11 protein-coding genes are annotated in these 12,812 nt (G+C 60.9%); 5 read left to right on the forward strand and 6 right to left on the reverse strand.

The features are described 5' to 3' along the window. The first annotated feature begins 27 nt into the window (after positions 1-27). Entirely contained in the window at positions 28-1,338 is a 1,311-nt protein-coding gene (locus tag BM438_RS28865) for an MFS transporter (protein ID WP_093641405.1), read from the forward strand. Between the two features lie 186 nt (positions 1,339-1,524). Next, complete coding sequence (locus tag BM438_RS28870) at positions 1,525-1,818, forward strand: DUF1330 domain-containing protein (RefSeq protein WP_054039434.1); 294 nt, start codon at positions 1,525-1,527, stop codon at positions 1,816-1,818. 22 nt (positions 1,819-1,840) lie between these two features. On the opposite strand, the gene BM438_RS28875 is transcribed toward BM438_RS28870, so the two are convergent. Further along, positions 1,841-2,242: a DUF302 domain-containing protein gene (locus BM438_RS28875; RefSeq protein WP_093641408.1), complete on the reverse strand. Its 402-nt coding sequence runs from the start codon at positions 2,240-2,242 to the stop codon at positions 1,841-1,843. A 104-nt stretch (positions 2,243-2,346) separates the two neighbouring features. Here BM438_RS28875 and BM438_RS28880 point away from each other — a divergent pair, with 104 nt between their 5' ends. Continuing rightward, positions 2,347-3,069: a phosphonate utilization associated transcriptional regulator gene (locus BM438_RS28880; RefSeq protein WP_093641411.1), complete on the forward strand. Its 723-nt coding sequence runs from the start codon at positions 2,347-2,349 to the stop codon at positions 3,067-3,069. A gap of 60 nt (positions 3,070-3,129) precedes the next feature. Here the strand turns inward: BM438_RS28880 and BM438_RS28885 are convergent, their stop codons facing one another. From BM438_RS28885 to BM438_RS28905, 5 genes are all read right to left on the reverse strand, one after another. Next, positions 3,130-4,518: an FAD-dependent oxidoreductase gene (locus tag BM438_RS28885; protein ID WP_093641413.1), complete on the reverse strand. Its 1,389-nt coding sequence runs from the start codon at positions 4,516-4,518 to the stop codon at positions 3,130-3,132. A gap of 106 nt (positions 4,519-4,624) precedes the next feature. After that, positions 4,625-5,755 (reverse strand): 2-aminoethylphosphonate--pyruvate transaminase, encoded by a 1,131-nt coding sequence (locus tag BM438_RS28890; protein ID WP_093641415.1) that lies wholly within the window; start codon positions 5,753-5,755, stop codon positions 4,625-4,627. A 34-nt stretch (positions 5,756-5,789) separates the two neighbouring features. Continuing rightward, the gene (locus BM438_RS28895) at positions 5,790-7,517 is read right to left on the reverse strand and encodes a putative 2-aminoethylphosphonate ABC transporter permease subunit (RefSeq protein ID WP_093641417.1); all 1,728 of its coding nucleotides are present in this window, start codon (positions 7,515-7,517) and stop codon (positions 5,790-5,792) included. Then, complete coding sequence (locus tag BM438_RS28900) at positions 7,514-8,605, reverse strand: putative 2-aminoethylphosphonate ABC transporter ATP-binding protein (protein ID WP_093641579.1); 1,092 nt, start codon at positions 8,603-8,605, stop codon at positions 7,514-7,516. The genes BM438_RS28895 and BM438_RS28900 overlap by 4 nt, the downstream gene beginning before the upstream one ends. Before the next feature lie 137 nt (positions 8,606-8,742). Then, on the reverse strand, positions 8,743-9,753 hold the full coding sequence (locus BM438_RS28905) for a putative 2-aminoethylphosphonate ABC transporter substrate-binding protein (protein WP_244179471.1): 1,011 nt from the start codon (positions 9,751-9,753) through the stop codon (positions 8,743-8,745). 284 nt (positions 9,754-10,037) lie between these two features. Here BM438_RS28905 and phnA point away from each other — a divergent pair, with 284 nt between their 5' ends. After that, entirely contained in the window at positions 10,038-11,273 is a 1,236-nt protein-coding gene (gene phnA, locus BM438_RS28910) for a phosphonoacetate hydrolase (protein ID WP_093641421.1), read from the forward strand. A gap of 13 nt (positions 11,274-11,286) precedes the next feature. Further along, complete coding sequence (gene phnY / locus BM438_RS28915) at positions 11,287-12,741, forward strand: phosphonoacetaldehyde dehydrogenase (protein ID WP_093641423.1); 1,455 nt, start codon at positions 11,287-11,289, stop codon at positions 12,739-12,741. Positions 12,742-12,812 lie beyond the last annotated feature (71 nt).

Here is a 12,812-nt window from a genome sequence, read left to right on the forward strand (position 1 = left end):
GCTGCGCGTTCAACAACAGGATTCCCCATGTCCCCTTCTGAACAGACCCATCAGCCTGTGCGCGCCGCCACCGCGGCTTTTATCGGCACGGCCGTCGAGTTTTACGACTACTACACCTATGCGACGGCCGCCGCGCTCGTGCTCGGCGAGGTGTTCTTCCCGAGCAGCAATCATTTCCTCAGTACGATGGCTTCGTTCGGCACGTTCTTTGTGGGCTTCATTGCACGCCCATTGAGCGGCGCGGTGTTCGGGCATCTCGGCGACAAGCTGGGCCGCAAGAAGATGCTGCTGCTGACCATGTTCCTGATGGGGATCGCCACCACCGGCATCGGCCTGCTGCCCGGCTATGCCAGCATCGGCATCTGGGCACCTATTTCGCTCGTGCTGTTGCGGATTCTCCAGGGTATCGCCGTGGGCGGCGAATGGGGCGGCGCGGTACTGATGGCGAGCGAGCACGCGCCAACCGGCCGCAAGACGTTCTTCGCGTCCTTTCCGCAGATGGGCAGCCCGGCCGGACTGATTCTTTCACTCGTATCGTTCCGGCTCGTCACCTCGCTCGATCACGCAAGCTTCGTTGCCTGGGGTTGGCGCCTGCCGTTTCTGGCCAGCTTCGTGCTGCTGTTGATCGGCATGGCTATCCGTCTCGGTGTTAAGGAGTCGCCCGAGTTCGAGCAGCTTCGCAAGAATCGCGAGGTGCTGAAATCGCCAGTCAAGGAAGTGCTGCGCACCGCGTGGTATCCGATCGTCATGGCGGCGATGGCCACGACAATCGGCTCCGCCGGGTTCTTCTTCACCAATACGTTCATGATTTCGTATGTCACCGGATATCTCGGCATGTCGAAATCGTTCATTCTCGATTGCCTGTTTGTGGTCACCCTCATCCAGTTGGCGTCCCAGCCGGTTTCGGCGCTGTTGGCTCAACGGTTCGGAGAGACCCGCTTTCTGACCTGTGCTGCCCTGCTATCCATGCTCACGCCTTACCCGATGTTTCTGCTCGTCCAGACACAAAATCCGGTCGCGATCGTGACGGGTATCTCGCTCGCGGTGGTGGTGCTGTCCGCTGTCTATGCGGTCATCGCCGGTTTCATGACGCCGGCATTTCCCACGCAAGTTCGGTACTCCGGCATTTCGATCGCCTATCAACTGTGCGCGACGATCGCCGGTGGGACGACGCCTCTGATCGGTACGATGCTCGCGCAGAACTACAAGGGCGAGTGGCTGCCGCTGGCGATTTTCTTCAGCGTGCTTTCGGCGGTGTCGCTGGTTGGAATCGTGGGGCTCGGACGTTATCGCAAGGGGATACGCGCGGAGGGATCTGCGGCGGTGCTTGCTAATTAAGGCTGGCCGGGGGTGATCGGGGGAAACTATGTCGATTGGTAATTGCGGCGGCGCGGATGGACGCAAACCGGCCGAACACGTGCGCGCTCGTGAAGCGCACGCGGGAATGCTCGAAGTGACATAATTCCCGCGTCGTTGCTTTGCAACGCGACCACTACTTTCACGCCGCAAAACCAGGAGATTCACATGAGCAAGGGATATTGGGTGACCGCATACCGCGCGACGAAAGACCCGTCGAAACTGGCCGCGTATGCACAACTGGCAGCGCCCGCGGTAGCAGCCGCCGGCGGCAAATTTATCGTGCGCGGCGTCGCCGAAGAAGCACACGAGCAAGGTTTGAAAGAGCGGACCGTCGTGATCGAGTTTCCGACCTACGAGCAGGCCGTTGCCGCCTATGAGAGCGACGCCTACAAGAAAGCGCTTGAAGCACTGGGCGACGGTGTCGAACGCGATCTGCGTATCGTTCGCGGCGCCGAGTAACGACGCGAAACGATGCGTGCGCTCAGCCGGCCGCGGCGGCCTGCACGAGCGCGCCGATGCCGTCGATAGCTTTCATCAACTCTGCAGGCGCACCATGCCGCGCCTGCAGATAGCTCGTTGCGTTATACGAGAGCCACACCCTGCCATCGCCGTCCTGCCACACCAGCACCTTGAGAGGCAGATCGAGCGCCACGCTCGGCACGGCCTGCATCAGCGGCGTCCCCGCCCGCGGATTACCGAACACAAGCAACTGTGACGGCGGCATCGCAAGCCCCGCGCGCTGTGCATCCGCCGCGAAATCGATGCGCGCGAACAGGATGATGTTTTTCGCTTCGATCAGTGAGGCAAGCGCGTCGGCGGCCTGGTCGACCGTGCGCTGCGTGGGTACGGTGACGATGCCGTTGTCGGCTGCGAGACTGGACATGGATTTCTCCGCGTGTTGACGATTGTTGACAATAGACAAGCTGGCAGGCTATGGTCAAAGAAGCCCACGGTCTGTTATCCCATCCTTTGTTCTAATCGCCGATCATGACCACGTCAACCACGTCTAGCGCCATCGAACTGCTGCAGCGGCATTCCCTTGCGACGCTAGTGCAGGAAATGCTCGAACGCAGCATCGTCTCGGGGGAATTCGCCCCGGGAGAGAAATTGAACGAAGTCGAAGTCTCCACGCGATTAAATGTGTCTCGCGGGCCACTGCGCGAGGCGTTCCGCGCATTGGAACAGGCAGGTTTGCTGAAAACGGAGAAAAACCGCGGCGTCACGGTGCGCGCGCTGTCGTTACGCGAGGCCGAAGAAATCTATGAAGTTCGCGCCATGCTGGACGAATCGGTCGCCCGCTCGTTGGCCAATCGAATGACGCCTGAAACGCTCGCCACGCTCAAAGGCATCATTACGTCGATGAAAGCGGCGAAGAAGGATCACGACCTCACGCGCTACACGGCATTGAACGTCCAGTTGCACGATGCGATGGTAACGGGCGTCGGCAACCAGCACCTGATCGAAACCTATCGGCATCTCGTTCGCCAGCTTGGTTTGCTGCGTCAGGCTGCGATCGAATCGGAAAAGAGCGCGCTGGCGACGTCGGTGACGGAACACGAGAAAATCGTCAACGCGCTCGCCAAGGGCGATACGGAAAGCGCCGTCGCGCTCGTGCGCGAACACGTCGCGCATGGCCTCGCGAGAATGCGGCGTGCCCACGAGCACTGGGCCGCGTCTGCTGGTAATAGCGGCAATACAGGCAACGCCTGAAGCAGGGCCGGACCGCTGAGTACGCGGCCCCGCGCTCGGCGCTGCGGGGCCGTCATTACACTAGGCTTTATCCGACTTCCCCGCGGCATTGGCGAGCTTGCTAAGCAAGCGATCGACCAGCCAGGGCTGCCGGTCTTCGTCTTCCGCGCGCTCCTTGCGCCGAATCGCGTCGCGCACAGTAATCGAACCCACGTACCGGATCGGCTCGGGCGGGAAATAGCCCAACGGTCCCTTCGTCAACGGACTGCGCGTCCATTCGTTGTCGAGATCGAGCAACAGCGATGACAGAATCTGCCCACCCATATAGGTCGGTCCAACGCCGTTGCCTGAATAACCAAAGCCATAGAGCACGTTCGGCGCGTCGTCGAGTCTGCCGAAAAACGGAAAGCCCGTGACCGAGCGATCCGACGGACCGTTCCAGCTCGCAGTGACCGGCACATCGCGCAACGCGGGGAAGAAATCGTGCAGGCTGCGCGTCAGATCCGCTTCATACGGGGAGCGCTGATCGAACACGGGCGCGATCCGGCCGCGCCATGCAAAAGTATTGCCGCCCTTGCCGAGCATCAACCGGCCGTCCGCCGTGCTGCGATAGTAGTAAACGAAGATGCGCGAGTCGAGCACCGACACGCCGTCTTTCAAGCCGATTTGTTGCAGCAACTCCGGACATTTCTCGGTGACGATCATGTCGCTGGAAACGACGGCAAGCGTGCGTTCGAACTGCTTGAAGCGGCTCGCCATCCACGCATTGATCGCGAGCACCAGTTTGGGCGCCGTGACGCTGCCAGCCGGCGTGCGCACGGTTACGCGATCGCCTGACGTGAAGTCGAGCATCGGCGTACGTTCATAAATACGAATGCCCATTTCAATCGCGACACGCCGCAATCCGCGCACAAGCTTGCCCGGATGCACCGTTGCCGCGACCGGCGAATACACGCCACCGAGATTACGCGCCGAACCGGAGCGGCTCGCCACTTCGCCCGGTGCGAGATGTTGATACGAATTGATGCCGTGTTCACTCAGTGCTGCGATCACCGGATCGAGCAGGCCGATTTGCGCACGTGATGTCGCCGTGTAGAGCGTGCCGTCGAGCCGAAGCTCGGCATCGATCGCGTGCTCGACACAGAAATCGCGAATCCGTCCCACGGCTGCTTCGGACGCTTTCACCAATCGGATCGCTTCGGCCTCGCCAAACAGACGCCGCAGCGTGAAGAACTTCGTCGACCATGTCAGCAGGCAGCCACCATTGCGGCCGCTCGCGCCCGCGCCGCACAGATCGCTCTCGATGATCACGATGTCGAGATCAGGTTTCTTCTGCTTCGCCTGGATGGCGGTCCACAAACCGGTGAAACCACCACCGACGATGCAGACATCGGCCGTCGTCGCACCTTGCAGTGCGGGCGCCAGTGAACCATCGGCGAAGAGTGCTTGTTCAATCCAGAACGGACGCATGAATTGCTCACATTGATACAACGGTTTAACGCCACGCGGCAAAAGGAAAGACTTCTCTCGGCGCCAACGGAAAGAAGCCTTCGCCCGTGGATATGCTTAAGCCAACTCAGGCTAACGCTTTCGCCGACACCTGCCTGATTCCCATGGCCTTCAACGTATCGGCGATCGCGGCGACCGCGCCGGGGATGCCACTATCGCCAAAGTGCCCGATACAGCCGACACGGAATGTTTCTACCTGGGTCAGCTTGCCCGGATACAGGATGTAGCCGCGCTTTTTCACCTCGGTATAGAACGTCTTGAAGTCGTAGTTGGGATCATCGGGCGCATGGAACGTGACGATGATCGGCGCCTGAATCGCAGGGTCGAGAAAGGTTCGAAATCCGAGCGCGGCCATGCCTTCGATCAGCGCGCGGCAATTACTCGCATAGCGTGCGCCGCGCGCTTCGAGACCGCCCTCTTCCACGTATTGCGCGATCGCCTGATCGAGTGCCGCGACGACGTGAGTGGGCGGCGTGAAACGCCACTGCGTGGTGCGGCTCATGTAGACCCATTGATCGTACAGATCCATGGCAAGCGAGGGGCTGTTGCCCTCGCATTGCTCCAACGTGCTGCGGCGGATGATCACGAAGCCCATGCCGGGCACGCCTTCCAGACATTTTCCAGAGGCGGCCACGACCGCGTCGAACGGCGTTTGGCGCGCGTCGATGTCGATGGCGCCGAATGAACTCATCGCGTCGATGATCAGACTGCGGCCGTGCTTTGCGACAACCATGGCAATCTCATGCAGCGGGTTGAGCACCCCGGCACCGGTTTCGCAATGCACGAGCGCGACGTGCGTGATGCTTGGGTCAGCCGCTAACGCACGATCGACGTCAGCCGCTTTGACCTGCGTGTCTTCGGGATAATCGAGTGTCTGATGACGGCGGCCGAGCGCCCGGCAAATCTTCGCGATGCGCTGGCAATACGCGCCGTTGTTCGGTATCAGCACGTGCCCATCGCGCGGCACCAGCGTACCGATCGCAGCTTCCACCGAGAACGTGCCGCTGCCTTGCAAGGGCACGCATTCATGGGTGTCTTCGCCATGCACGATGCGCAGCGTCTGCTGGCGGACACGGGCGGTGATCTGATTGAAATCGCCGTCCCACGATCCCCAGTCGCGCAGCATCGCCTGACGCGTGCGGTCTGAGGTCGTGAGCGGACCGGGAGTGAGCAGAATGGGCTGGGAAGGCAGATTCACAGTAGCTCCTTATCGATCTTGATGAAGACTTGTTTCAGCCACGGCGCGTGGTGCGCCATGCCTGGGTTCTACGCAATACGCCATGCGATACGCAGGCAAACAGTACGCAGGCGAACGCCGCCGTCACGAGGACCAGCGTGGCCATCGCCGCGGCGGGTCCAATCTGGCCGGCGTCGTCGAGATTGAGAATGGCGACGGAGGCCGGTTGCGTGTCGGGTGAATAGAGAAACGCGACCGCCGACACCGTCGTCATGCCGTTGACGAACAGATAACGCGCGATCTGCAGGATCGACGGCAGGCATACAGGCACGGTGACGCGCAAAAACGTCTTGTAGAAAGGCACTTTCAGCGAAGCCGAGACCGCTTCGAACTCGTTGTCGATCTGACGAAGCGCGGTGACCGCAGTCAAGTGGCTTGACGAGTAGTAATGCACCACCGTCACGATCGCGAGCAGCGCGAGCGTGCCGTAAAGACCGTTCAAAGGATTGGCGGGCGAATTGAACAGAAAGATGTAGCTGATGCCGAGCACGAGACCTGGCACACCCATCGGCAGGATCGCGCACAGATTGATAAAGCCGCGCAACCAGCGCGGTCCACGTGTCTTCTCCACCAGATACGCGCCGCCGAACACGATGATGGTGCCGCCGATCGCCACGCATGCGGCCATTTTCAGGCTGTTCTTGTACGCATCGAAAATCCCCGCGCCGATCAGTCCCATTTTGTAGTGCTGCAAGCCGAGGCTCATCTGATACGGCCAGAACTTCACGAACGAAGCGAACACCGAAATGCCGACCACCGCCAACAGCAACATGCAAACGGAGCCGCAGTACCCGAGCATCGCGATGTCGAAGCCGCGTGCCGGTTTCGGTTGATAAGGCGTCGAACGCGCGCCGAGTTGCGATTGCTGCTTGCGGCGAATGAAGAAGTCGACGGCGAACGCAACCAGCGCCGGACAGAGCAGCAGCAGGCTGACCACCGCACTCCGGTTGAAATCCTGCAAGCCGATGATGAGCTTATAGATGTCCGTGGAGAGCACCGAATAAGGGCCGCCGATCACGACCGGCACGCCGAAGTCGTTGATGCAGATCGTGAACGACACCATCGTCGCGCTGATCAGGCCATACTTCGCGCCCGGCAGCGTGATCGTGAAGAATTTGCGCGCGCGGCGTGTGCCCATCGCTTCGGCCGCCTCGTATAAACGTCCGTCGGATAGCGACAGCGCCGTCACGAGAATCATCAGCACATGCGGAAACGCGGCGTACACCAGACTGCATACGATGCCCGGCAGCCCGTAGATCGAATGCCCGTGAAGCAAGGGCTTCAGGATGCCCGAGTTGCCGAACCAGTAGATGAACGACACAGCGGACAGCAACGTCGGCGCGAGCAGCGGAAGCAGCGCGACCGTGCGAACGGCGTTCTTCATCGGCATGCACGAGCGGGTCAGTGCATACGCAAACGTAAAGGCCATCGGAATCACGATCGCCGTCACGAGGCAGGCCACCGTGACCGAATGCAGCGTCGACGTCCACACGCCGGAATTCACCAGATAGCCGGTGAAATTGGCGAGTCCGACGAAATGGCCATCCGCATCGACGAAACATTTGCCGATCACCAAGGCCAGCGGCAAAAGCAGAAACACACCGAGAAACGCGGACATCAACACAAGCGCCAACTGCGCGATCCGGTCATGCCAATGGCTCTTCTGGCGCACCTCGGCATGACCTTCCTCGCCGCTGCGGCGCTCGATCAGAACGGCGCTCATTGGAGTCGCTCCTTCGCGGCGGAAAAGACGCACACATGTTCGCGGTTGATAGCCAGATTGAAGCGCGATCCCGGCTGCAGGCGGGTGCGATGCATTTCATGAAACGACAGATCGGCGACGATCTCCTGCTCGCCGAGCCCATCCACCTTGAAGCTGACCCGGCAAAACGCACCGAGGAATTCCAGCTTTTCGACTGAGGCGGGCAACAGGTTGTCCGCCTCGTTGCCCGGCGCACTGAGGTGAATGTCTTCCGGCCGCACGAACGCCGACACTTTCGAACCAAGCACCGCGCGCTCCGATCCGCACCCGTAGCGCAGCGCGATGGAGCCCGCCTTGAGACTGCCGTCGCGTGCCACCTCGGCCGGAATCAGATTGACCTTGCCGATGAAATCCGCAACGAACGGCGAGGCCGGCTCGCGATAGATTTCGTGCGGCGTGCCGATCTGCTCGATCACACCCTGATTCATCACCACGATGCGGTCGGCCATGGATAGCGCTTCTTCCTGGTCATGCGTCACCATGATCGTGGTCACGCCGAGGCGCTGCTGCAACTGGCGGATTTCCTGGCGCAGCCGCACACGAACACGCGCATCCAGCGCAGACAGCGGCTCATCGAGCAACAGCAAACCCGGCGACGTTGCGAGCGCACGCGCCAGCGCGATACGCTGCTGCTGCCCACCGGATAACTGGTTCGGATGCTTCTTCTGCGCATCCGGCAAGCCGACCAGGGCGAGTAGTTCGTTCACACGATCGGCGATCGCCGCGCGCTTCATCTTGCGATTCACGAGACCATAGGCCACGTTGTCGAAGATGGTCAGATTCGGAAACAGCGCGTACGACTGGAACACGATGCCGTAATCGCGAAGCTGAGGCGGCAGCCGCGAAATATCGCGGCCGTCCTGCGTGATCTGGCCGGCGCTCTGTGTTTCGAGCCCGGCAATGATGCGCAGCAAAGTAGTCTTGCCGCATCCCGACGGGCCGAGGAAGCAGAGCATTTCTCCCTTCTTCACGCCAAGATTGATGTCCTCCAGAACCGGCGTGTCGTTGAACCGCTTGTAGACCCGCTCTACGCTCAAATACGTTGTCATCTGCTCCTCCGCTTCCGCTTGCATGTCGACGTGGCGTGACGCACTGCCGTGCGCTGTAACGCTGGGTCGCTGCGTCGTTCGGGGGTCACGCAGCGCGCGCCCCGGCGCTCCTCGTCAAGACCTGGTTGAACCTGGCCTTACTTTTGTTCCTTGTTGCCGTAGCGCTTTTGCCAGTCTTCGAGAATTGCGTCGCGGTTCTTTGCGGACCATGTGAAATCGTTCTTCACGAGCAGTTCCGAATAGTTGTCGGGGATACCGGAGAGTTTCTTCGCGACACCCGGGTACGCAACGATCGCCCACCACTGCGCGGTGATTTCATTGGCCTCCTTGCTGGCCATAAAGTCCGCGAGTTTTTTGGCCGCGTCCGGCTGCTTTGTCGTTTTCATGATGCCGGTCGCTTCCATGTCCCAGCCCAAGCCCTCTTTCGGGAAGATCAGGTCGATGGGCGCGCCTTGCGCCTGCAACTCATGCCCGCGGAATTCGAATGAGATACCGATCGGAAATTCGCCGGTGCCCGCCAGCGTGCAGGGCTTCGAACCCGAGTGCACGTATTGCGCGACGTTCTTGTCCAACGCGTCCATGTACTGCCAGCCCTTGTCCTTGCCGAAGGTTTGCAGCCAGGACGTCACGTCCAGATAGCCGGTACCGGACGACACCGGACTCGGCATCACGATCATGCCTTTATAGACAGGCTTGGTCAGGTCTTCCCATGACGTGGGCTTAGGCAAATGGCGCTTCTCCGCTTCGACGCGGTTGTAGCAGACCGTCGCGCCCCACACGTCCATGCCGACCCAGTGCGGCGGCGTGTTCGTGTCGCTGTACTTGCGCGTCAGACTGTCGAAGCCCTTCGGTGCGTACGGCATCAGCATGCCCTGCAGATCGAGCAGCGTCAGGCTCGATGCCGCGAGTCCAAGCACCACGTCGGCACGCGGATTGTTCTTTTCGGCGAGCAGCTTGGCCGTGACCGCGCCAGTCGAATCGCGCACCCAGCGGATTTCGATATCCGGGTTGGCCTTTTCGAACGCGTCTTTATAGGGCTTCATCGCTTCGTCTTCGAGCGCCGTGTAGACGAGCAACTGCGTTTTTGCCTGCGCGAACTGGACCGCGCCGAGCGTGACGGTGGCGGCGACCAGACAGCGCAACGCCATATTCAGACGACCTCTACAAGCTTTAAACCCCGACTGTTCCTTCATTTCCAGACCCCTTGAGAAAGTGGCGTCGCGGCCAGCGACGAAAACGACCGGTGCTACGGGACGACTGCGTGTTGCAACCCTCTTAAGCAACTGCTGATGACTGCGGTTGATGATTTGCGATTTGTTGTCTGTTGTTGACAATCTACAAAGCATCAATTTTAATGTCAAGTATTGCCTCACTTTGCCACATAACGCCACATCGCCATTACCCGACTTACCCCTAGCCAAGAGGACATGTCATGAGCGAAGCACCGGTTTCCATTGAAGTGAACGGCCGCAGCTACAACTGGATGCGCAGACCCGTCGTCGTGGTCTGCGTGGACGGCTGCGCGTATGAATATCTGGAGATGGCGGCCGCGGCGGGAGTCGCGCCCTTTTTGGCCACGCTGCTGCGGCCCGGCACGTCGCTCAAGGGCGAATGCGTGGTGCCGAGCTTCACGAACCCCAACAACCTGTCGATCGTGACCGGCGTGCCGCCCGCGGTGCACGGCATTAGCGGCAACTACTTTTTCGATCGCGACAGCGGCACCGAGGTGCTGATGAACGATCCGAAGTACCTGGTCGCCCCTACCGTGCTCGCCGGTTTCGCCGAGCAGGGCGCGCATGTTGCGGTGGTCACGGCAAAGGACAAACTGCGCCGGCTGCTCGGCAAAGGCCTGAAGGGCATCTGCTTCTCGGCGGAGAAAGCCGACGAAGCGACGCTCGAGGAAAACGGCATCAACAACCTGCTCGAACTGGTCGGTCAGCCGGTGCCGAGCGTCTACAGCGCGGAGCTGTCCGAGTTCGTATTCGCGGCCGGCGTGCGCCTGCTCGAAACTCGCGATATCGACCTGATGTACCTGTCGACGACCGACTACGTACAGCACAAGTGCGCCCCGGGCACCCCTGGCGCCAACGCGTTCTATCAGATGATGGACGGCTATCTGCAGCGGCTCGACGAGCTGGGTGCGATCGTCGCGGTCACGGCCGATCACGGCATGAATGCGAAGCACAACGAAGACGGCGAACCCAACGTGATCTATCTGCAGGAGCGCTTCGACGAGTGGCTCGGCGAGGACGCTGCCCGCGTGATCCTGCCGATCACGGACCCCTACGTCGTGCATCACGGCGCGCTCGGATCGTTCGCGACGGTCTATCTTCCCGCCTCGGCCGATCTCGAAGCAACGCGCCGCCGGCTCGCCGCGGAACCCGGCATCGAACTGGTGCTGACGGGTGCCGAAGGCTGCGCGCGCTTCGAACTTCCGCCTGCGCGCATGGGCGACCTCATCGTGATTTCAACGCAGGACGTGGTGCTCGGCACGCGACGCATCAAGCACGATCTGTCCGGCCTCGACGTGCCGCTGCGCTCGCATGGTGGTCTTGCTGAACAGATCGTGCCGCTTCTGTTCAATCAGCCGGTCGCGAAGTCGGTCGGCGAGCGCGCACGGTTGCGCAACTTCGACATCATCGATATCGCACTCAACCATCTTCAATGATCGGGGATCAGACATGAACGCTGTTGCTGAAATCAAGGCTCAATTGCAGGTGCGTCATGAAGCGCTGCGTATCGGCGGCGAGAAAATCTTCCGCGACGAAGTGATCGAAGTGCGCAATCCTTACGATGGCACGCTCGTCGGCACCGTGCCGAAAGCGACGCTCGAAGACGTGCGCCGCGCGTTCGAATTCGCACGCGCGTATCGCCCGGCACTCACCCGCTACGAACGCGCCGCGATCCTGCGCCGTGCGGCCGATGCAGTACGGGCACGCACCGAGGAAATCGCCGCCGTCATCACGGCGGAAGCGGGCTTGTGCAAGAAGGATTCGATCTATGAAGCCGGCCGCGTCGCGGACGTGCTGGTGTTCGGCGCGGGCGAGGTGCTGAAAGACGACGGCCAGATTTTCTCGTGTGACCTCACGCCTCACGGCAAGAAGCGGCGCGTCTATACGCAACGCGATCCGCTGCTGGGCGTGATCTCCGCTATTACGCCATTCAACCATCCGATGAATCAGGTCGCGCACAAGATCGTGCCGGCGATTGCCACGAACAATCGCATCGTGGTGAAACCGTCGGAGAAAGTGCCGCTGTCATGCTATCTGCTTGCCGACATTCTCTATGAGGCAGGCTTGCCGGTGCAGATGCTGCAGGTGTTGACGGGCGACCCGAGCGTGATTGCCGACGAGTTGATCACGAACCCCGCGATCGATCTCATCACCTTCACCGGTGGCGTCTCGATCGGCAAATCGATTGCCTCGCGCATGGGCTACCGGCGCGCCGTGCTCGAACTGGGCGGCAATGACCCGATCATCGTGATGGAGGACGCCGATCTCGACGAAGCCAGTTCGCTCGCGGTGTCGGGCTCGTACAAGAATTCGGGCCAGCGTTGTACCGCCATCAAGCGCATGCTGGTACACGAGTCGGTCGCCGACCGCTTCACGGATCTCGTCGTGGACAAGACACGCGCGTGGAAGTACGGCAATCCGGCGGATAGTTCGGTCGACATGGGAACGGTCATCGACGAAGCGGCCGCGCAGTTCTGCGAACGTCAGGTCAACGACGCGTTGTCGCGCGGCGCCCGTCTGCTTGCGGGCAATCTGCGCGACGGCGCGCTTTACTCGCCGACGGTTGTCGACCGTGTCACGCCCGACATGCCGCTCGTCAAGTACGAGACGTTCGGACCGGTGTCGCCGATCATGCGCTTTGCCAATATCGACGAAGCGATCCGCATGTCGAACTGCACGGACTATGCATTGTCATCGTCGGTCTGCACGAATCGCTTCGACTACATCACGCGGTTCATTACCGAACTGGAAGTGGGCAGCGTGAATGTGCGCGAAGTGCCGGGGTATCGGTTGGAACTCACGCCGTTCGGCGGCGTGAAGGACTCGGGACTCGGCTACAAGGAAGGGGTGCAGGAAGCCATGAAGAGCTTTACCAATACGAAGACCTACTCGCTGCCGTGGTGAGTGTGATGTGAGGACGAGAAGCGCTGGATGCGCTTCTCGTCACGCGCCTGTGCTGCCGCGAGCCGCCTGGA

It is taken from the genome of Paraburkholderia aspalathi (assembly GCF_900116445.1).
Classification (GTDB): Bacteria; Pseudomonadota; Gammaproteobacteria; order Burkholderiales; family Burkholderiaceae; genus Paraburkholderia; species Paraburkholderia aspalathi.

Excerpts from the sequence above, each read along its gene's own strand:
- BM438_RS28865 (WP_093641405.1), top strand. The coding sequence starts at position 28 with ATGTCCCCTTCTGAACAGACCCATCAGCCTGTGCGCGCCGCCACCGCG.
- BM438_RS28870 (WP_054039434.1), top strand. The coding sequence starts at position 1,525 with ATGAGCAAGGGATATTGGGTGACCGCATACCGCGCGACGAAAGACCCG.
- BM438_RS28875 (WP_093641408.1), bottom strand. The coding sequence starts at position 2,242 with ATGTCCAGTCTCGCAGCCGACAACGGCATCGTCACCGTACCCACGCAG.
- BM438_RS28880 (WP_093641411.1), top strand. The coding sequence starts at position 2,347 with ATGACCACGTCAACCACGTCTAGCGCCATCGAACTGCTGCAGCGGCAT.
- BM438_RS28885 (WP_093641413.1), bottom strand. The coding sequence starts at position 4,518 with ATGCGTCCGTTCTGGATTGAACAAGCACTCTTCGCCGATGGTTCACTG.
- BM438_RS28895 (WP_093641417.1), bottom strand. The coding sequence starts at position 7,517 with ATGAGCGCCGTTCTGATCGAGCGCCGCAGCGGCGAGGAAGGTCATGCC.
- BM438_RS28900 (WP_093641579.1), bottom strand. The coding sequence starts at position 8,605 with ATGACAACGTATTTGAGCGTAGAGCGGGTCTACAAGCGGTTCAACGAC.
- BM438_RS28905 (WP_244179471.1), bottom strand. The coding sequence starts at position 9,753 with ATGGCGTTGCGCTGTCTGGTCGCCGCCACCGTCACGCTCGGCGCGGTC.
- phnA (WP_093641421.1), top strand. The coding sequence starts at position 10,038 with ATGAGCGAAGCACCGGTTTCCATTGAAGTGAACGGCCGCAGCTACAAC.
- phnY (WP_093641423.1), top strand. The coding sequence starts at position 11,287 with ATGAACGCTGTTGCTGAAATCAAGGCTCAATTGCAGGTGCGTCATGAA.